18 protein-coding genes and 1 pseudogene are annotated in these 18,595 nt (G+C 67.4%); 7 read left to right on the top strand and 12 right to left on the bottom strand.

Annotated features, from left to right (window positions below; all coding sequences use genetic code 11):
* Nucleotides 1-422 precede the first annotated feature (422 nt).
* From ORI27_RS33315 to ORI27_RS31895, 7 genes and pseudogenes are all read right to left on the bottom strand, one after another.
* A pseudogene (locus tag ORI27_RS33315) lies at nucleotides 423-888 on the bottom strand (AMP-binding protein); the annotation flags it as partial.
* A complete protein-coding gene (locus tag ORI27_RS31920) occupies nucleotides 885-1,298 on the bottom strand; it encodes a Zn-ribbon domain-containing OB-fold protein (RefSeq protein WP_266001213.1) in 414 nt (137 codons plus the stop codon). The gene ORI27_RS31920 and the pseudogene ORI27_RS33315, both read right to left, overlap by 4 nt.
* Nucleotides 1,298-2,500: a thiolase family protein gene (locus ORI27_RS31915; RefSeq protein ID WP_407666514.1), complete on the bottom strand. Its 1,203-nt coding sequence runs from the start codon at nucleotides 2,498-2,500 to the stop codon at nucleotides 1,298-1,300. The genes ORI27_RS31920 and ORI27_RS31915 overlap by 1 nt, the downstream gene beginning before the upstream one ends.
* Complete coding sequence (locus tag ORI27_RS31910) at nucleotides 2,497-2,934, bottom strand: MaoC family dehydratase (protein WP_266001217.1); 438 nt, start codon at nucleotides 2,932-2,934, stop codon at nucleotides 2,497-2,499. The genes ORI27_RS31915 and ORI27_RS31910 overlap by 4 nt, the downstream gene beginning before the upstream one ends.
* Nucleotides 2,931-3,428 carry a MaoC family dehydratase gene (locus tag ORI27_RS31905; RefSeq protein WP_266001219.1) on the bottom strand — a complete coding sequence of 166 codons (498 nt, stop codon included), beginning with the start codon at nucleotides 3,426-3,428 and terminating at the stop codon, nucleotides 2,931-2,933. The genes ORI27_RS31910 and ORI27_RS31905 overlap by 4 nt, the downstream gene beginning before the upstream one ends.
* Nucleotides 3,425-4,531: an acyl-CoA dehydrogenase family protein gene (locus tag ORI27_RS31900; RefSeq protein ID WP_266001221.1), complete on the bottom strand. Its 1,107-nt coding sequence runs from the start codon at nucleotides 4,529-4,531 to the stop codon at nucleotides 3,425-3,427. Before ORI27_RS31900 ends, ORI27_RS31905 begins: the two co-directional genes overlap by 4 nt.
* A gap of 1 nt (nucleotide 4,532) precedes the next feature.
* Nucleotides 4,533-5,711 carry an acyl-CoA dehydrogenase family protein gene (locus ORI27_RS31895; RefSeq protein WP_266001222.1) on the bottom strand — a complete coding sequence of 393 codons (1,179 nt, stop codon included), beginning with the start codon at nucleotides 5,709-5,711 and terminating at the stop codon, nucleotides 4,533-4,535.
* Nucleotides 5,712-5,804: 93 nt separating this feature from the next.
* Between ORI27_RS31895 and ORI27_RS31890 the strand changes: the two genes are divergently transcribed.
* On the top strand, nucleotides 5,805-6,383 hold the full coding sequence (locus ORI27_RS31890; protein WP_266001223.1) for a carboxymuconolactone decarboxylase family protein: 579 nt from the start codon (nucleotides 5,805-5,807) through the stop codon (nucleotides 6,381-6,383).
* A 111-nt stretch (nucleotides 6,384-6,494) separates the two neighbouring features.
* Here ORI27_RS31890 and ORI27_RS31885 read toward each other — a convergent pair whose 3' ends face one another.
* On the bottom strand, nucleotides 6,495-7,997 hold the full coding sequence (locus tag ORI27_RS31885; protein WP_266001225.1) for a gamma-aminobutyraldehyde dehydrogenase: 1,503 nt from the start codon (nucleotides 7,995-7,997) through the stop codon (nucleotides 6,495-6,497).
* Between the two features lie 122 nt (nucleotides 7,998-8,119).
* On the opposite strand from ORI27_RS31885, the gene ORI27_RS31880 reads away from it, so the two are divergent.
* The 4 genes from ORI27_RS31880 to ORI27_RS31865 all read left to right on the top strand — a co-directional run bounded on the left by ORI27_RS31880 (nucleotide 8,120) and on the right by ORI27_RS31865 (nucleotide 12,326).
* Complete coding sequence (locus ORI27_RS31880) at nucleotides 8,120-8,635, top strand: Lrp/AsnC family transcriptional regulator (protein WP_410174335.1); 516 nt, start codon at nucleotides 8,120-8,122, stop codon at nucleotides 8,633-8,635.
* A complete protein-coding gene (locus tag ORI27_RS31875) occupies nucleotides 8,632-10,038 on the top strand; it encodes an aspartate aminotransferase family protein (RefSeq protein ID WP_266001226.1) in 1,407 nt (468 codons plus the stop codon). Before ORI27_RS31880 ends, ORI27_RS31875 begins: the two co-directional genes overlap by 4 nt.
* Before the next feature lie 16 nt (nucleotides 10,039-10,054).
* Nucleotides 10,055-11,014, top strand: coding sequence for an SMP-30/gluconolactonase/LRE family protein (locus ORI27_RS31870; protein ID WP_266001227.1), 960 nt, complete (start codon nucleotides 10,055-10,057; stop codon nucleotides 11,012-11,014).
* 67 nt (nucleotides 11,015-11,081) lie between these two features.
* Complete coding sequence (locus ORI27_RS31865) at nucleotides 11,082-12,326, top strand: D-alanyl-D-alanine carboxypeptidase family protein (protein ID WP_266001228.1); 1,245 nt, start codon at nucleotides 11,082-11,084, stop codon at nucleotides 12,324-12,326.
* A gap of 6 nt (nucleotides 12,327-12,332) precedes the next feature.
* Here ORI27_RS31865 and yhjD read toward each other — a convergent pair whose 3' ends face one another.
* Both yhjD and trpS read right to left on the bottom strand, forming a co-directional pair.
* A complete protein-coding gene (yhjD, locus tag ORI27_RS31860; RefSeq protein ID WP_266001229.1) occupies nucleotides 12,333-13,364 on the bottom strand; it encodes an inner membrane protein YhjD in 1,032 nt (343 codons plus the stop codon).
* A 21-nt stretch (nucleotides 13,365-13,385) separates the two neighbouring features.
* Nucleotides 13,386-14,402, bottom strand: coding sequence for a tryptophan--tRNA ligase (gene trpS / locus ORI27_RS31855; protein ID WP_266001230.1), 1,017 nt, complete (start codon nucleotides 14,400-14,402; stop codon nucleotides 13,386-13,388).
* Nucleotides 14,403-14,468: 66 nt separating this feature from the next.
* Here trpS and ORI27_RS31850 point away from each other — a divergent pair, with 66 nt between their 5' ends.
* Nucleotides 14,469-15,482 carry an esterase/lipase family protein gene (locus ORI27_RS31850; RefSeq protein WP_407666515.1) on the top strand — a complete coding sequence of 338 codons (1,014 nt, stop codon included), beginning with the start codon at nucleotides 14,469-14,471 and terminating at the stop codon, nucleotides 15,480-15,482.
* Here ORI27_RS31850 and ORI27_RS31845 read toward each other — a convergent pair.
* Complete coding sequence (locus ORI27_RS31845) at nucleotides 15,479-16,732, bottom strand: metal-dependent hydrolase family protein (RefSeq protein ID WP_266001232.1); 1,254 nt, start codon at nucleotides 16,730-16,732, stop codon at nucleotides 15,479-15,481. The two genes, ORI27_RS31850 and ORI27_RS31845, sit on opposite strands and share 4 nt — an antisense overlap.
* Entirely contained in the window at nucleotides 16,729-17,535 is an 807-nt protein-coding gene (locus ORI27_RS31840) for an exodeoxyribonuclease III (RefSeq protein ID WP_266001233.1), read from the bottom strand. Before ORI27_RS31840 ends, ORI27_RS31845 begins: the two co-directional genes overlap by 4 nt.
* 50 nt (nucleotides 17,536-17,585) lie before the next feature.
* Between ORI27_RS31840 and ORI27_RS31835 the strand changes: the two genes are divergently transcribed.
* On the top strand, nucleotides 17,586-18,431 hold the full coding sequence (locus ORI27_RS31835) for an alpha/beta fold hydrolase (RefSeq protein ID WP_266001234.1): 846 nt from the start codon (nucleotides 17,586-17,588) through the stop codon (nucleotides 18,429-18,431).
* The last annotated feature ends 164 nt before the right edge of the window (nucleotides 18,432-18,595 follow it).

Here is an 18,595-nt window from a genome sequence, read left to right as displayed (position 1 = left end):
AACAACTGGAAACCTTGGGGTACAAAGTCACTCTCGAACCCCGCACCAACGCCGCCTAGCACCAGCGAGCAACCGCTCACCCAGCTTGGGTCACCCAATTTTCGAGAGAGAGAGACGCAAACGCTCTCGAAATCGCGGCGTGTCGGAGTCGTTTACGTCTGCTCGCGGGAAGAAGTGACCACTCGGTAACCGATCGAGCGAGGGGGCCGCTCCCACAGCAGACCGCCGCCCGCGGTCACACCGGCGGCGCTCAGTTCCCGCTTGAGGATCTTGTTGGTGGCGGTCTGCGGCAGGTCGTCGTTGATCCGAACGAACCGCGGCCAGGCCTTCGGCGACAGGTCGGCCTGCGCGGCCAAGAACGCCTCGAACTCCGCCGGGGTCAGCGTCTGGTCCTGGCGCAGCACGACGGCGGCCATCACCTGGTCGCCCACCAGGCGCGACACCGAGAACTTCACCGGCACCATCGCCGCGCCGGATGTGATCGCCACCGAGAAGCCGACGGCCACCCCGTTGGAGTGGAACAGCGGCATCGCGAGATAACACACGTCGTCGGCGGTGATGTCCATCTGGGCGACCAGGCTCAGACCGCACATCACGCTCATCGTGTGGACGAACGGCACCGCCTTGGGGTTGCCGCTGGTGCCGGAGGTGAAGATCATCATGAACGGGTCGGTGCCGCTGACTTCGTGCGGAACCAACGGTCGCGCGCCGGCCACCGCCTCGGTGTACCGCGGGCCGGTCGGGGTCGGTCAACGCCAGCAGCGCCGAGGCTTCCGCGGTGGCCTCGGCCAGGTATTCCCGCCACGTCCAGCTGCGGTCTGCGGCGATGACGGCGACGGACTCGTCGTCCATCCGGCTCCGCAGCAGCTTCTGGACGGTATCGATCATGTGTCGGCCGGGCGGTAGCGCAGCAGGGTCATCCCGGTGCCGGGGAGATCGCAGAACACGGGCGTGACCCGCATTCCAATGCGGATGCCGGCGGGGTCGACGTCCACCAGTTCGGTGGAGAATCGCGGCCCGACGTCCCACTGCACCACCGCGGGCAGTTGCGGCAGCGCCTCGGCCCACGGCGGACCGGTCGGGCGGCGCGCCACCGTGTAGGTGTACAACGTTGCCGCACCGTCGATTTCGCGCCACTGGAGATCATCGGCCAGGGTGCCCGGAGCCAGCGTGCGGGGATAGAACACATACTGGCGGGCCGACGGCGAGTACTGCACCAGGATGCGGTGCTGGGCCAACCCGTCCCAGAACGGCTTTGACACCGGGGTGGGTTCGGGTACCGGCATCGGTTCGGCCATCAGTCGCCTCCCAGCACCAGCGCCACCTGCTCGCTCATGATGCCGCCGGTGCCGGCGACGAACGCGGTGTTGGCTTCGCGGACCTGAGCCGCCGCGGAGCGGCCCATCAACTGGCGGGTGGCGTCGACGACATGGTGCATGCCGCCCGACATTCCGGCCTGACCATAGGACAGCTGACCACCGGCGGTGTTGAGCGGAAAGTCGCCGCGGAAGGTCAGGTCGCGGTCCTTGACCCAGGACATGCCCCGTCCCTTCGGGCAGAAACCGGCGTCCTCGAGGGTCATCAGCACGGTGATGGTGTAGCAGTCGTAGATCGAGGCGACGTCGACATCGGCCGGCCGCAGCCCCGCCATTCCGAACGCCCGGCCCGCCGCGCGGGCAATCGGGGTGATCATCGGATCGGCGGCGTAGGTCGTCGTCTTGAACGAGATGTGTTCACCGAAACCCTTGATCCACACCGGCCGATGGCGGGCCCTGCGGGCCAAGTCGGCGTTGGCGATCAGCACCCCGGTACCGCCGTGCACGGGCATGACGGTCTCCAGCATGTGGATCGGGTCGGCGATCATCGGGCTGGCCAACACGTCGGCCTCGGTGATCGGCGTGCCACCGAAGACGGCGCCCGGATGCGCGCAGGCATTGGTCCGCTGGTCCACCGCGATCTTGGCCAGTGCGGAGGGGTCGTAACCGTACTGGGCGCCGTAGCGCTGCGCGATCTGGGCGAACGGGGCGTTCTGCCCGACGTTGCCGTACGGGATCTCGTATTCGGCCTGCGGTGAGCCGTAGTTGTTGCTTGACGCGCCATACCAACTCGGTGCCGACGCCATGCGTCGCGCCGATCGGGGCAGGGCGCGTGAACCGGGCAGCACGGCCAGCACCGCGTCGCACAGCCCGAGCTCCACGGCGACGGCCGCCCGCCACACCATCGCCGCCGAAGTGGCTCCACCCAGATCGACCCGCTCACCGAAATCGATGGGCAGCCCGAGATATTCGGACAGCGTCGCGGGGACGAACATGTCCGATTCGGCCAGCCCGTGCGAGATCAGCCCATTGACCACACCGGCGTCCAGTCCGGCGTCGTCGAGCACCAGTTTGGCCAGCGCGGCGTACTGGTCGAGGGTGAAGAGTTCGGGACGAGTCGGCTTGCGTTCGGCGGGCAGTTCGGCGATTCCGACGATCGCCGCCTCTCCGGCCAGCTGCATCAGGAATCCCCAAGGCGTCGAGGCAGTTCCACGGTCGCCGTGCCGGGCATCAGGGTGTCGGTGTCGCGACGCCCGGCGATATCCAGATCAACCAGACCGCGGCCGGCATCCACCCGCTTACCAGTGACCGTGCCGGAGAACGTCAGCGGCTGACCCGGATAGGCCACCCCGCGATTCTGCACCGAGTAAGTGACGAGCCGGCCGCGACCGCCGATCCAGTCGGTGATCGCGCGGGCCAGCAGCGCTGCCTGCAACGGGCCCTGAACCAGGATGTCGTCGTACCCCTCCTTGCCGCGGGCCCAGTCCCTGTCGTAGTGGATACGGTGGCCGTTGTAGGTGGCTGCGCTGAAGAAGAACATCTGCGTCTCGTCGACCGTCACCGTCAGCGCGGGCAGCTCGTCACCCGGCGTGACGTCGTCGTAGAAGAGCTGGGTCATGGGCGCGCGATCATCGAGGTGGTGGCCTCGGCCACCAGCTCGTCGTGTTGGTCTCGGTAGACGGTGTGCCAGGTGACCAGAACGAATCGTCCTGAGCGGCCCTCCTTTTCGACCACGGAATCGATGGTGCGGACCATCTCGATCTCGTCGCGATGGTAGGCAGGCAGGTGGAATGTGGTGCTCTCGCCGCCGGCCATCCGCCGGGGCGCCTTCGGGAAGGAGAGACCGCCCGAGACGGCACCGGACGAGCCGTCCGGACGCAGCCCCGCCAGTGGAGTGACACCGAGGATGGAATATTGCAGATACAGCGGCGGGCAGATGACGTCGCGGTAGCCGTTGGCGCGGGCGTAGTCCGGGTCGAACCACAGCGGATTGTGGTCACCGACCGCCGCGGCCCAGCGCTGCCAGTCCCGCCGGATCACGTCGCCGGTGGCGGTAGCGGCGACCGTGCCCACCCGGGCGGCCGTCTCCGGGTCGATCAGGCTCTCGGTCATCGGCCGTCCTTGCGCCGCAACCGGTCGCCGACCGCGGCCCGGCTGACCTCATCATCATCGAGCCAGGCGGCGGCGATATCGGAGCCCCCACCCAGCGTGGAAAGAACCCTCGCCCGTTCCGACCAGAGATACAGATCCGTCTCCACCACGTATCCCATCCCGCCGTGCAGCTGGTGAGCGTCCAGGGTGGCCCACTTGGCCGCGGTCGCGGATTGGATTCTGGCAATAGCAGTTTCCCGGATCGCGGCGCGCCCCTTCGCGATCCCGTGCACGGCGGACTGGGCGGCCAGCCGTGCCGCGGCCAGCGCGATGTGCATGTCGGCCACGACGTGTTGCGCGGCTTGGAACGAGGCGATCGGCCGACCGAACTGGTGGCGCATGGAGGTGTAGCGCACGGTGCGGTCCATGACGGCCTCGCCGACGCCCACCAGATCCAGCGAGGTCAACACCACCGCGGCGTTGGCGACTCGTCGCAGCTCGTCTCGGTCGGGCGAAGCTCCGTCGCCCAGGACGTCGTCGACCTCTACGTCGTCGAAGCGCACCACGGACGCGCGGTGGCCACCCATGAGCGCCAGCGGCCGCAGCGTCACACCGTCGTTGCCCAACCGCACGACAAAGACCACCGTGTTGCCGGATTTGTCGAAGCCGGTCACGACGATGATCTCGGCGGTATCGGCGTCGGCAACGAAATCGGCGGTTCCGGTGAGTCGCCAGCTGCCGTCTTTGGTTTGGTCGGCACGCATGGTGGCGGTCACATCGGAAGCGTCGGTGGGGTTCCACAGCGCGGTCGTACCGGCGATCCGCCCGGCCGCGAGATCCGGCAGCCATCGGGCAACGGCCTTCTCGCCACCGAGGATGTGCAATGCGTGTGCGGCGATCGCGGTGCTGTGCACCCGCATCGGACACAGTGCGCGGCCGGCCTCGCGGGCGAAGATCCCGAGATCCGCCAGCGTGCCACCCGACCCGCCATGGCATTCGGGCAGACCCAGTCCCATGACGCCTGCGGCGGCCAGGTCACTCCACAGGTCAGCCCGTCCGGCGCTCAGGAGCCCGCGCAGACTGGAAGCCAAGTCGCGTTCATCTTGTCCGGCAACTAGTTTCATGTCATCGTCCGTACGAGGGCATGCCATTGCCACGCTGGGCGATGACATCTCGTAGTACCTCGTTGGTACCGCCGCCGAAGCGCATCAGCGGGGCGAAGCGGTACAGCTTCTCGAAGCGTCCGCCCGCCGGCGCCTCGGGATTGCGGTGGGCCAGCAGACCTTCGGCGCCCAGCAGGTCGATACCCAAATCGGCGATCCGCTGCCGCAATTCGCTGCTGAAAACCTTTTCGATGCTCACCTCCACGGTCGGGATCACACCATCGGACAGCAAGGACGCGGCTTCGTAGCCCATCAGTCCGGCAACCTCGACATCGGCCTCGGCCTGCGCGAGCCGGCCCCGGAACCCCGCGTTGTCGATCGGGATGGTGCCGTCTCGGCGCGGCATGCGGGCCAGCACCTGCAACTCGTCGAGTGCGCGGCGCAGGTCCCCGGCGTTGGTGAGGGCACCCCGCTCGAGGTCGAGGGCTCCGGTGATGTAAGACCAGCCGCGGTTCTCCTCGCCGATGAGGTTGGTCGCGGGAACCCGCACGTCGTCGAAGAACACCTCGTTGGTGCGGTAGCCGGACCAGGCGATCAGCGGGCGGATCCGCACACCGGGGCTGTCCACGGGGACGACGATCACCGAGATGCCGCGGTGCCGCTGGGCCTGCGGGTCGGTCCGCACGCACAGCCATTCGTGAGTCGACCGCTGGGCCCCGCTGTTCCAGATCTTGGAACCGTTGATCACCCACTCGTCGCCGTCGCGCACCGCCCTGGTCCGCAGCGACGCCAGATCGGTTCCCGCATCGGGCTCTGAATAGCCGAGGGCGCATGTCATCTCGCCGCGAGCGATGAGCGGCAGAAACTCCCGCTTGTTCTGCTCGGTGCCGTGCCGCATGATCATCGGCGCGATCGACGTGACGGTCAGGTCGGGCCCCGGCGCACCCCAGTACTCGAACTCGGTCATCAGCAGATGCAGGTGCACGGGACCGAGCCCCAGGCCGCCGTACTCCGGCGGCCAGTTCAACCCGAACCAGCCCTTGGCGCCGAGTTTGCCGCGAAACGCAGCCACCTCTCCGCCGGGGTGTTCGAGGTTGTGTTCGGCGATCTCGGCGCGCAGGGCCTCAGTAACGTTCTCTCGCAGGAATTCCCGAACCTCGGCCAACCAGGCGAGCTGTTCGGCGTCGAGGTCGAAATCCACAACTGAGCACCCTAGCCGAGTAGTTAGTCCGTCAACGCAATATTGATGCGCTTCGGGGTGTCACATTTCGGGGCCGGCGAGCATCTTGAGTACATGAGCACCAAAACACGACTAGAACCACTCACGCCCGATCGGGCCCCGCGGCTGACCCGGCTGATGTATCGCTGGGCCCGCCGGCGCTTCGGCGAGGTTCCCGAACCGTTCGCCGTCTACGCCCACCACACTCGCCTGCTGGTGGCCAGTGCCGCTCACGAGGGACTGCTGCAGAACGCGTCCAAGACGCTGCCCGTCAGTGTCCGCGAACTAGCGGTTTTCTGGACCGCCCGCACCGTCGGCTGCTCGTGGTGCGTCGACTTCGGTCAGATGCTGATGCGACTGGAGGGATTGGATCTCGACCGACTCGCGCAAGTCGACAACTACGCGACGTCGCCGCTGTACACCGACGACGAGCGGGCCGCGATCGCCTACGCCGACGCCATGACCAAGGATCCGCACCTGGTCACCGACGAGCAGGTCGACGATCTGCGGAGGCGGTTCGGCGCGGCCGGGTTGGTGGAGCTGACCTATCAGATCGGCGTGGAGAACATGCGCGCCCGGATGAACACCGCGCTGGGCATCACCGAACAGGGCTTCGGTTCGGGAGACGCCTGCCGGGTTCCGTGGGTCACCTGACCTCGATCCCTCTGATACCCCGCGCACCCGACCTGTCGAACGGCCGTTCCGCGAGAGTAACGCCACGGTGGAGGTTCGCGAGATTTCCCGCCGTGGCGTTACTCTCGGCCCCTAGCGCCGCTTGAAAATGGTGCGGTGCCATTCTTTTTCGGCGACGCCGGTGATGTCACTCATCACGTGCTTGATGGTGAGGTACTCCTCGAAGGAGTAGTCGCTCATGTCCTTGCCGAACCCGGACGCACCGACCCCGCCATGCGGCATCTCGCTGATGATCGGAATGTGGTCGTTGATCCAGACGCACCCGGAGCTGATCTCGCGTGAGGCACGCTGAGCGCGATAGACGTCGCGGGTCCAGGCCGAGGCGGCGAGCCCGTACTCGGTGTCATTGGCCTGGCGCAGGGCGTCGTCGTCGCCGTCATGGGCGCGCACAGTCAGCACCGGACCGAAGATCTCGTCGCGGTAGACCTCGGAAGTCTCGGCGACGTCGGCGATCAGGGTGGGCAGATAGAACGATCCCGGCCGGTCCGGCGCGGCGCCACCGGTGACGATACGGCCGCCCTCTCCCGGCGCACGGGCCACCATGGCCGCGACCTTGTCGCGGTGGGCGGCCGAGATCAGCGGGCCCAGGTCGGTGTCGGGGTCCTGCGGGTCGCCGACGACGACCTTGCCCATCACCTCGCCCACCCCGGCGACGAAATCGTCGTACAGCTCGCGGGCGACGATCGCCCGCGTCGCCGCGGTGCAGTCCTGCCCGGTGTTGATCAGCGATCCGGCCACCGCGCCGTTGATCGCGGCGTCGAGGTCAGCGTCGTCGAACACCACGAACGGCGCCTTGCCGCCGAGCTCCAGCTGGGTGCGGTGCCCGTGGACAGCGGCCGCGGCCATCACCCGGCGGCCGACGGCGGTGGAGCCGGTGAACGTCACGACGTCGACGTCGCGGTGGCCGGCCAGCGCCGACCCGACATCGGCACCGGCGCCGGTGAGAACGTTGAGGACGCCGTCGGGCAGGCCGGCCTCGGTGGCCAGTCGGGCCAGCGTCAGCGTGGTCAGCGGGGTGAGTTCGGCGGGCTTGATCACCACCGAACAGCCCGCGGCCAGCGCGGGCAGCACCTTCCACACCGCCATCTGCAGCGGGTAGTTCCACGGCGTGATCGTCGCGACCACCCCGACGGCCTCGCGGCGGATGGACGAGGTGTGACCGCCGCTGTACTCCGCGGTGGCCTTACCCTCGAGGTGACGGGCCGCACCGGCGAAGAACGCGATGTTATCGATACTGCCTGGGACGTCGAACTCTCCTGCCAGCCGAACCGGCTTGCCGGTCTGGCTCACCTCTTCGGCGATGATCTGCTCGGCGTGGGCGTCGGCGAGTTCGGCCAGCTTGGCCAGCACCGTGGCCCGCTCGACCGGGGCGGCCCGCGACCACCCGGTCAGGGCGGCGCGGGCGGCGGCTACCGCGGTGTCGACGTCGGCGGGCTGGGCGAGCGCCAGCTCTGCCACCACGCTGCCGTCGGCGGGGTTGACCACCCGGTGCAGGCTGCCGCCGGTCACCACGGGAGCACCATCGATCCAGCTACCGGGCACGATGCGGGTCTTGTCAGAGGCGAGTGCGGTCACCGCCCCACGGTAGCCGAACGCCTCGGCCACTGCTACGCATTACCGCAGTATGGGTGGGTAATGACGACCATTTTCATCGATCTTGTTGCCTAAAACAACGGATTCCGTGCACAATCATGGGCATGCGTGACTCGGGCGTACCGGCCACCCGGTTTCCCGTCCGCGCCGTTGCGGCGGGTGGAAACGGGCCTGTCCAACTGGACGAGATGTCCAAGGCCATTATCGAGAAACTGCAGCAGGACGGGCGGCGGTCTTACGCCGCGATCGGCAAATCCGTCGGGCTGTCGGAGGCGGCGGTGCGCCAGCGAGTGCAGCGCCTGGTCGACTCCGGGGTCATGCAGATCGTCGCGGTGACCGATCCACTCCAACTGGGTTTCACCCGGCAGGCGATGATCGGCATCCGCTGCACGGGCGACACCACCAAGGTCGCCGAGAAGCTGGCGCAGATCGACGCAGTCGACTACGTGGTGCTCACCGCAGGCACCTTCGACGCCATCGCCGAAGTCGTCTGCGAGGACGATGCCGAGCTACTGGAGTTGCTCAACACCGAGATCCGCGCGGTGCCGGGAGTGACCTCCACCGAGACGCTCGTCTATTTGAAACTAGTTAAGCAACAATACAATTGGGGTACCCGATGACAACGACAGCCAGCCAGAACCTGACCGCCGAGCTCGGCGCGAAGGCAGACCGGCACCTGTGGGGCCACTTCGCCCGCCACGGCGCAGGCATCACCCCGCCGATCATCACCCGCGGCGACGGTGTGCACATCTGGGACAGCAACGGCAAGCGCTACATCGACGGGTTGTCGGGCCTGTTCGTGGTCCAGGTCGGTCACGGCCGCGAAGAAATCGCCGAAGCCGCCAAGAAGCAGGCCGAGACGCTCGGCTTCTTCCCGATCTGGTCGTATGCCACCCCGCCCGCCATCGAGCTGGCCGAGCGGCTGGCCAATTACGCTCCAGGTGATCTGAACCGGGTCTTCTTCACCACCGGCGGCGGCGACGCCGTCGAATCGGCGTGGAAGCTGGCCAAGCAGTACTTCAAGCTGACCGGCAAACCGGGCAAGTACAAAGCGATCTCCCGCAGCATCGCCTACCACGGCACCCCGCACGGCGCGCTGGCCATCACCGGTCTGCCCACCTTCAAAGCCCCGTTCGAGCCGATCACTCCGGGCGGTTTCCGGGTGCCGAACACCAACTTCTACCGCGCGCCCGAAGGCCACGACACCGACATCAAGGAGTTCGGCCAGTGGGCGGCGAACCGGATCGCCGAGGCCATCGAGATGGAGGGCCCCGACTCGGTGGCGGCGGTGTTCCTCGAGCCGGTGCAGAACGCCGGCGGCTGCTTCCCGCCGCCGCCGGGCTACTTCGAGCGGGTCCGGGAGATCTGCGACGAGTACGACGTGTTGCTGGTCTCCGACGAGACGATCTGCGCGTTCGGCCGCATCGGTTCGATGTTCGCCTGCAACGATTTCAACTACGTGCCCGACATCATCACCTGTGCCAAGGGCCTGACCTCCGGTTACGCCCCGCTGGGCGCGATGATCGCCTCCGATCGACTGTTCGAGCCGTTCAACGACGGTCAGACGACGTTTGCGCACGGCTACACCTGGGGCGGGCATCCCGTCTCGGCCGCGGTCGCGATGGCCAACCTCGACGTGTTCGAGCGGGAGGGCCTCAACGACCACGTCAAGAACACCGCGCCGGCGTTCCGCGCGACCCTGGAGAAGCTGCTCGACCTGCCGATCGTCGGTGACGTCCGCGGCGAGGGCTTCTTCTACGGCATCGAGCTGGTCAAGGACAAGGCCACCAAGGCAATCCTCGACGACGAGCTGTCCGAGTGGCTGCTGCGCAGCTTCCTGTCGGTCGAACTATTCGAGGCCGGGCTGTACTGCCGTGCCGACGACCGTGGCGACTCGGTGGTGCAGCTCGCTCCGCCGCTGATCAGCGACCAGGCTGTCTTCGACGAGATCGAGCAGATTCTGCGCCGGGTGTTCACCCAGGCCTGGGATCACCTGCAGACCCGTGGCGACGCCTGGCACTAAACCCCCGGTCGATCCCGTGCGGTGGCAGCCGCCCCCCCAACAGCCCCTGCCACCGCCGGATCTCTCCGGGCCGCTGCGGGTTATCCAAATCCCGGGCCACGCCCCCGAAGACGTGGTCATCGATGCCGGCGGCGCGATCTGGACGGGCACCGACGACGGCGCGGTCGTGCGGATCGCACCCGGCACGGCGCCGGAGGTGGTGGCCAATACCGGCGGACGGCCGCTGGGCCTGGCGGTCGCGCGTGACGGTCGCGTGCTGATCTGCGACAGCCACCGTGGACTGCTGCGTCTGGATCCGGCCAGCGGAACGTTCGAAACCCTGGTACGCGAGGTAGCCGGACGGCCCCTCACGTTCTGCAGCAACGTCGTCGAATCCTCAGACGGCACAATATTTTTCACCGAGTCCACGTCCCGCTTCCACTATGAGTACTACAAGGGATCGGTCTTGGAGGCCCGGGCCAGCGGATCGCTGTTCCGATTGGACCTCGACGGAACGGTGACGACGCTCGCGACCGGACTGCGGTTTGCCAACGGGGTGGCACTGTCCGCGGACGAGTCGACATTGGTGGTCGCCGAGACCACCGCGTGCCGGGTTTCGAAGTATCCGCTGACCGGCTCGGGGGTCGGCGAACCGGTGCCGCTGATCGAGCACCTGCCGGGCTATCCGGACAACATCTCGACCGCGCCCGACGGCAGCATCTGGGTGGCCCTGGTCAGTGAGCGCAATGCGGTGGGCGAATGGCTGGCCCCGCGCGCCCCGGTACTGCGCCGGCTGCTGTGGCAGCTGCCCTACCGCTGGCTACCCAACCCCAAACCGTTGGTGTGGGCGATCGCCGTCGACCTCGACGGCCGGCCGCGGGCCCAGCTGCGGACCACCGATCCGCAGTTCGCGCTGGCCACCGGCCTGGTGGAACACGACGGGACCCTGTGGCTGGGGTGCATCGGATCCTCGGCCGTCGCATGTCTCGATTTGTAACAACTATCACTCCAGCCACAGCGCGGCTCCCCGATTTCGGGGCTGGAATCCCCTACTCTGCGACTCGATGGCGAGGGACAAAACACTCACGCGGTGGGCTGCCGCAGTGGCCGCGGCGCTGTGCGTCGCCGGCACGCCGGCGGTCGCGTGGGCCGAACCGGCCGGGGCACCCGACCCGAACACCTGCCCGTACCGGGTGACCACCCCACCGGCCGTCGACTCCTCCGAAGTACCCGAGGCCGGAGACCCGCCGCAACCCCTGCCCGTCCCGGCCAAGCCGGTGGGCGGTGAGGCGCTGTCCAGCTGCGGGGTCGTCGTCGCGCCGGGCACACCGCCGCTACCCGACGACGTGTCGGCCGAATCGTGGTTGGTCGCCGACCTGGACACCGGCGACATCATCGCCGCGCGTGATCCCCATGCCCGGCACCGCCCCGCCAGCATCATCAAGGTGCTCACCGCGATGCAGTCCATCAATGAGCTGCCGTTGAACAAGATGGTCGAGGGCACCCAGGAAGACGCCAACGCCGAGGGCACCCGGGTCGGCGTGGACGTCGGCGGCCGCTACACCGTCAACGACCTGCTGCATGGCCTGTTGATGCATTCGGGCAACGACGCCGCGCACGCGCTGGCCATGCAGATCGGCGGCATGGACGTCGCCCTGCAGAAGATCAACGGGCTGGCCCGCAAGCTCGGCGGGCAGGACACCCGGGCAGCGACACCGTCGGGGCTCGACGGGCCGGGCATGAGCACGTCGGCCTACGACATCGGCCTGTTCTACCGGTATGCCTGGCAGAACCCGACTTTCGCCAACATCGTGCACACCGAGACCTATAACTTCCCCGGGCATCCGGCCAAGCCGGGCGAGGACGAAGACCATCCCGGCTACCAACTCGAGAACGACAACAAGCTGCTCTACAACTATCCGGGCGCCCTGGGCGGCAAGACCGGTTATACCGACGACGCCGGCCAGACATTCGTCGGCGCAGCGGACCGGGACGGCCGCCGGTTGGTGGCGATCCTGCTGCGCGGCACCCGCCAGCCGATCGCGCCGTGGGAACAAGCCGCCCACCTGCTCGACTACGGCTTCGCGACACCGCAGGGAACCAAGGTCGGCAACCTCATCGACCCCGACCCGTCGCTGATGCCGCCGAAGCCCGATGAGGCCACCGCGGTCAAGGCCGCCGCACCGATGCTGCCGGCGGCCGACACCGTGCCGGTACGGGTCGGTGTCGCGGTGATCGGCACGCTGATCGTGTTCGGGCTGATCATGGTCGCGCGCTCGGTCAACCGCAGGCCGGCGCGGGGGCGGTAGCGCTCGCTACTCGCGGCCTCGGCGCCACATCCGCGAGAGGCCAAGCGCACCAACCGCACCCACAGCCATCGCGGCGAGCGTCTGCCGCGTGCTCAACCCCTCGTCCGCGCCGGCCCGCGGCGTGATGACGGCCGGACCGGGCGGCGAAACCGGCTCCGGGCGCAGATTCTCCGTTGACGTTGCCGCCCAGGTCGTGGCGAACAGCACCAGCCGCGCCGTGATGTAGGCGAACACCATCAGGCCGAGTACCGGCCCGAACGTCGCGCCGGCCGGTCCGTGCACCACCGAACGCAGGTAGATCGAGCCCACTTGTTTGAAGATCTCGAATGCCACGGCGGCCAACAGACCGGCCTTCACGCTGCTGCGGAAGGAGACCGACTCGCGCGGCAGCCGGGCGATCATCCAGCTGAACAGCAACCACGACACCACGAAGGACATCAGGATCGACGCATACCTCAGGGTCGTGTTCAGTCCCGGAACATGATGTACCCCAAACCAGTTCAGTACGTTGGACATCACCGACGGATCGCCCAGCGCCGACAGGCCGATGGTGACGACGAGCGCCACGAACACCGACAGCAGCGCCAGGAGGTCGGAGAGCTTCCGGTGGACGAAGCTCTCCGGTTCGCCGCGCTGTTCGCCCCACATCTGGGTGAGCGCCTCCCGCAGGTTCGACATCCAGCCCAGACCGGCCCACGCCGCGGTGGCCAGGCCGATGACACCGACCGAGGTCCGGGACTGGATCGCCGAATCCATCAAGTCGACCAACTGCGTGCCGAAATCACCCGACACCGTCGCCTTGATCCGGCCGGCGATGTCGGCCAGCAGGTGCGGCTGGCTGGCCAGGATGAAGCCGCCGGCCGCGAACCCGACCATCAGCAACGGGAACAGCGCGAAGATCGTGAAGTACGTGATTCCGGCGGCGTAGAAGTCGCCCTTGGCGTTCGAGTAGCGCTCCTGGGCCCGCATCACATGGTCGAACCAGCCGAACCGCGCCCGCAGCCGGTCCAGGACACCCGGCTTGGCCGGTTCTGTCATTGCCCAGCCTTCCCGCAGCGCCTAGGGACTTGTCGGCAGAAACCCTAACCGCTCGTATGCCCGCGCGACGGTCCTGGCAGACACCTCGCGTGCCCGCGCCGCGCCTTTGGCCAGGATCGTCTGCAGCTCGGCCGGGTCGGAGAGCAGTTCCTCGACGCGCGCCTGCAGCGGAGTGACGTAGTCGACGACGGCCTCGGCGGTGTCCTTCTTCAGATCGCCGTAACCGCGGCCGGCATACCCCGCCACCAGCGTGTCGATATCGGTGCCGGTCACCGCCGACTGGATCGACAGCAGGTTGGACACCCCCGGCTTGGCGGCGACGTCGAAGCGGATCTCGCGCTCGCTGTCGGTGACGGCCGACCGGATCTTCTTGGCCGATACCTTCGGGTCGTCGAGCAGGTTGATCAGGCCTGCCTCGGTGGCCGCGGACTTGCTCATCTTGGCCGTCGGGTCCTGCAGGTCGTAGATCTTGGCGGTGACCCCTGGGATCATCGGCTCGGGGATGACGAAAGTGTCGGGGAAGCGCACATTGAACCGCTGCGCGACATCGCGGGCCAGCTCCAGATGCTGGCGCTGGTCCTCACCCACCGGGACGAGGTCGGTGTCGTAGAGCAACACGTCGGCCGCCATCAGCACCGGATAGGTGAACAGGCCCACGGTTGTGGCGTCGGCACCCTGCTTCTGCGACTTGTCCTTGAACTGCGTCATCCGCGAGGCCTGGCCGAATCCGGTGAAGCAGCCCAGCACCCACGCCAACTCGGTGTGGGCGGGCACGTGGCTTTGCACGAAGATGGTCGCGCGGTCCGGGTCGATGCCCAGCGCGAGATACTGTGCGGCGGTCACCAGCGTCCGCTGGCGCAGTGTGGCGGGATCCTGCGGCACGGTGATCGCATGCAGGTCGACCACGCAGAAGAACGCGTCATAGTCGTCCTGCAAGCCGACCCATTGCCGGATCGCACCGAGCGCATTGCCCAGGTGCAGCGAATCGGAGGTCGGCTGAACGCCGGAAAAGACGACACGACGAGATGAGCTGTTCATGATGGATCAATCCTGTCATGTACCTCCCGAGGGCTAGCATCCTGCTTCGTGCGCACACTCGCCGCAATGCTGTCGTCGTTGGCGTTGCTCCTCGCGGCGTGTGGGGGCGCGGGCACGGACAAGCGGCCTGCGTCGACGGCGGTCGTGATCGTGTCGGGCGGCGACGCGACGAGTCCGTTCACCACCCCCGATCAGGCGTGTGCCACCGGACTGGCGGCCGGCAACACCGACACCGCTTTGCGCGAGTACCTGCTCGGCAAGGGGTACGCCGTCTACACCTCTCCGGCGATGGCGGGCCGCGGTCAGGTGGTCGACCAGACCGGGTTCGGGCCGTTCGGGGTATGCCCGATCACCCTGCCGGAGAACATGACGGTCAACTCGACAGGCAGCATCGACACCGCCGGTGAACACCTGGCCAGGTTCATCGATTGGCTGCACACCGACAAGGGCGTCAACGAGGTCGATTTCGTGGCGCACTCCATGGGCGGGTTGTACTCCCGCGCCGCGATCCGCGTGCTGACGTCGACGGATTCGCCGGTCAAAGTGCGGTCGCTGACCACCATCGGCACGCCGTGGCAAGGGTCATATCTGTCGGACTACGCCAACGGACTGATGCCGCTGAGCGACTGCAAGGGCGACACGCTCTGCGAAACCGCGATGAAGAACTTCGCCGACGAGGTGAAGCGACTCGTGGCCGGCTCGGGCCGCGAGGTGAACCAGGCGTTCCTGATGGGCAAGGACGGCTGGAACGAACACCAGTCCGGTGTGCTCGACACGATCCCGGTGGTGCTGATCGGCGGAAAGAAGTTCACCAAAGACGGCAAGATGAACCCGGCGGTGTGGCCCAATGACGGTCTGGTGGCGCTGCAGAGCGCGCTGGCCCGCAGCATCAGCGATCCGGTGCTGCCGCGCCGGCGCTGCTTCACCTTCGACGACACCCACAGCATCTACGTGTCCAATCTCGCCGGGCTGGACTGGAAGACCGCGCTGACGTGGGATCCGCAGGTGCTCGACGTGGTGCGCAAGGCCATCGAGGATGCCCCCAAGGCGTTCGACGGGCCCAACCGGGAAGGTTGCTAGAGCGTGTTCTTGACGACCACACCGTCTTTGACGATCACGGCGATTCCCGTGTCGGGATCGGCGAGCACGCCGAGGTCGGCCGTGGGATCGCCGTCGACCAGCAGCATGTCGGCCCACGCACCCGGGGTGATCTCGCCGAGTCGGGCCGATTTGTAGGGATCGCGCTCACCGGCCAGCCGCAGCAGCTCGGCATTGCCCGACGTCACCATCTTCAACGCGTCGATGTTGCTGACGTACTCGCCGAGACGAGCCATCATTTCACTCTGCCGCCCAACGCTTTCCGGTTCGAAGAGCAGATCGGTGCCCCAGGCCAGTTTGACGCCGTGCTTGGTGGCCCACTCGTAGACGTGCGGGGTCCCGCCGCAGATCTCTCGGTTCTTTTCGGCGCTGTCCGGGTCGAGGAAGCTGCCGTGGTCGTGTTCGGCGAACGGTTGGGTGGACAGCCACACCTCCCGTTCGGCCAGCAGCGCCACGGTGGGCTCGTCGGCCAGATGACCGTGCTCGATGGACTTCACACCGGCGGCCACCGCGCGCCGGATGCCGGTCACGTTGTAGACGTGGGTGGCGACGTAGGTGCCGTAATCGGACGCCGCCTGCACCGCGGCGGCAAGCTCCTGCTCGGTGAACTGAACCGTATAGAGCGGGTCGTAGAGTGAGGCGGCGCCGCCGCCGACCATCAACTTGATCTGCGAGGCGCCCAGCTTCAGTTGCTCGCGCACGGCCGCCAGGACGCGCTCGACTCCGTCGGCCACCCGCATGAAGCCGATCATCTCGGCACGGGATTCGGTGCCACCCAACGCCGTCGGAGTCTCGTAGACGAATCCGAAGTCACCGTGTCCCGCCGTCTGCGAGATCGCCGCCTGACTGGGATAGATGCGCGGGCCCAGCGTGGGTTCGGAGTCGATCACCTTCTTGATACCCGCGGTGTCGCCAGCCATATCACGCACGGTGGTGAACCCGCGCAGCAGCGTGCCTTTGGCGCGGGCCAGGGTGGTGGCGGCCAACTGGGTCTGCGAGCCCGACATCAGATCGAGCAGGTTGTTGGCCATACCCACCAGGTGGACGTGAGCGTCGATCATGCCGGGCATCAACACCCGGTCGGCCCCGTCGATGATGGTGGTGGCGGCCGATTCGGCCACCGGCGAGCTCTCCACCGCGGCGATCGTGGCGCCGTCGATCAGGACATGCCCCGCGGCCAGACGAGGTGACGACCCGTCGAAAATCCGGACGTTCTTGATCAGGACGGTCATGGGGCGAACTCTACGGTCACCGGCGCGTGGTCCGACCAGCGCAACGCGTAGGCGGCGGGCCGCTCGACGCGGGCGGCCACGGTGCGCGCCGCGAGGCTCGCGCTGGCCAGGTGGTAATCGATGCGCCACCCCGCATCGTTGTCGAACGCCTTGCCCCGCCACGACCACCAGCTGTACGGCCCGGCGACGTCGGGGTGCATGCGGCGCATGACGTCGACCCAGCCCGTGTCCAGCAGATCGGTCAGCCACTGCCGCTCGCTGGGCAGGAACCCCGCCTTCTTGACGTTGGCCTTCCAGGCCTTGATGTCGTTTTCGGAGTGGGCGATGTTCCAGTCGCCGCAGATGACCGCGTCCCGCCCGTCGGCGGTCAGCTCGGCCATCCGCTTGGCCAGTGCCGCGATGAAACGTTCCTTCTCCAGCTGGCGGTCGGTGCCGGCTTCCCCGGTGTGCACGTAGACGCTGCCAATGGTCTGGCCGCTATCCAGGTCGACCTCGAGGTAGCGGCCATGTGATTCGAATTCGGTTGCCGCCAAACCGATTCGGACCGCCGCAAAGGGCGTGCGGGACAGGATGGCGACACCGCTGCGCCCCTTGAGGTGCGGGCTGGCCGATGCCAGGTGCCAGCCGCCGGCCATCGCGGGGGCGAGCGCGTCGGCGAGTTGCTCGTCATCGGAGCGCGTCTCCTGCAGGCACACCACGTCGGAGGCGGTCTCCGACAGCCAGTTCAGCAGACCGAGGTTTTCGGCGGAACGCTGGCGCACCGCGGCACGCACGCCGTTGACGTTGATGGTGGTCACGATCACGGTAGAAACCAATCTTGCGATACCGGCGGTATCACCTTTACGGTCGGGGGGTGGCGACCCGCGAATCCATTCATCTCGGCCCCGCTGGGGGTGAACCCATCCTGCTGCTGCATCCGTTCATGATGTCGTCGTACGTCTGGGCCGATGTCGCACCACGGCTGGCCGACACCGGCCGCTTCGAGGTGTTCGCCCCCTCGATGGCCGGCCACAATGGTGGCCCGCACACCCGGTCGTGGTTCCTGGACACCCGCACCATGGCCGATCACGTCGAGCGTCAGCTCGACGAACTGGGCTGGGACACCGCCCACCTCGTCGGCAACTCGCTGGGCGGCTGGGTGGCCTTCGAGCTCGAGCGACGTGGCCGGGCCAGAACCCTGACCGCGATCGCCCCGGCCGGCGGCTGGCACCGCTGGTCACCGGTGAAGTACGAGATCGTCGGCAAGTTCGTCGCCGGCTTACCGGTCTGGCTGACGGCCGTGCTGCTCGGTGAACGGGCACTGCGCCTGCCCGGAGCCAAAGCCGCCGCCAGCGTGCCGATCAGCGCCACCCCGGCCGGCCTGTCCGAGGTGCAATTGCAGGAGATCGTCGAGGACGTCACGCACTGCCGCGCGTACTATCAGCTGCTGGTCAAGGCGCTCCTGTTGCCGGGCCTGATGGAGCTGACCGAGACCACGATTGCGACCAACCTGGTGATCTGCGAACGCGACCGGGTGCTGCCTCACCCCCGGTTCACCAAGCACTTCCTCAAGCACATCCCGGAGATCGACAAGGTCACCCAGCTCGACGGCGTCGGGCACATCCCGATGTTCGAGGCCCCGCAGCGCGTCACAGACCTGATCACCGAATGGGTCGACGCGCACACACCGCCGGTGCGGCAGGCCAATCCCGCGGGATAGCTGAATCACCGCACTACCGAGCAGACACAGAATCGCACGATTCCCTCTGAACACGATTCTGCGTCTCTCTCGAAAATTGGGTGACCCAAGCTGGGTGAGCGGTTGCTCGCTGGTGCTAGGCGGCGTTGGTGCGGGGTTCGAGAGTGACTTTGTACCCCAAGGTT

This window comes from Mycobacterium pinniadriaticum (assembly GCF_026242045.1).
Taxonomy (GTDB): domain Bacteria; phylum Actinomycetota; class Actinomycetes; order Mycobacteriales; family Mycobacteriaceae; genus Mycobacterium; species Mycobacterium pinniadriaticum.
Note: the sequence above shows the minus strand (reverse complement) of the source record. Positions and strands in the feature narration are given on the sequence as shown.

What these genes read in the sequence shown, in the direction of transcription:
- ORI27_RS31920 (WP_266001213.1), bottom strand. Translation starts at nt 1,298, where the DNA reads ATGGCCGAACCGATGCCGGTACCCGAACCCACCCCGGTGTCAAAGCCG.
- ORI27_RS31910 (WP_266001217.1), bottom strand. Translation starts at nt 2,934, where the DNA reads ATGACCCAGCTCTTCTACGACGACGTCACGCCGGGTGACGAGCTGCCC.
- ORI27_RS31905 (WP_266001219.1), bottom strand. Translation starts at nt 3,428, where the DNA reads ATGACCGAGAGCCTGATCGACCCGGAGACGGCCGCCCGGGTGGGCACG.
- ORI27_RS31900 (WP_266001221.1), bottom strand. Translation starts at nt 4,531, where the DNA reads ATGAAACTAGTTGCCGGACAAGATGAACGCGACTTGGCTTCCAGTCTG.
- ORI27_RS31890 (WP_266001223.1), top strand. Translation starts at nt 5,805, where the DNA reads ATGAGCACCAAAACACGACTAGAACCACTCACGCCCGATCGGGCCCCG.
- ORI27_RS31880 (WP_410174335.1), top strand. Translation starts at nt 8,120, where the DNA reads ATGCGTGACTCGGGCGTACCGGCCACCCGGTTTCCCGTCCGCGCCGTT.
- ORI27_RS31875 (WP_266001226.1), top strand. Translation starts at nt 8,632, where the DNA reads ATGACAACGACAGCCAGCCAGAACCTGACCGCCGAGCTCGGCGCGAAG.
- ORI27_RS31865 (WP_266001228.1), top strand. Translation starts at nt 11,082, where the DNA reads ATGGCGAGGGACAAAACACTCACGCGGTGGGCTGCCGCAGTGGCCGCG.
- yhjD (WP_266001229.1), bottom strand. Translation starts at nt 13,364, where the DNA reads ATGACAGAACCGGCCAAGCCGGGTGTCCTGGACCGGCTGCGGGCGCGG.
- trpS (WP_266001230.1), bottom strand. Translation starts at nt 14,402, where the DNA reads ATGAACAGCTCATCTCGTCGTGTCGTCTTTTCCGGCGTTCAGCCGACC.
- ORI27_RS31850 (WP_407666515.1), top strand. Translation starts at nt 14,469, where the DNA reads ATGCTGTCGTCGTTGGCGTTGCTCCTCGCGGCGTGTGGGGGCGCGGGC.
- ORI27_RS31845 (WP_266001232.1), bottom strand. Translation starts at nt 16,732, where the DNA reads ATGACCGTCCTGATCAAGAACGTCCGGATTTTCGACGGGTCGTCACCT.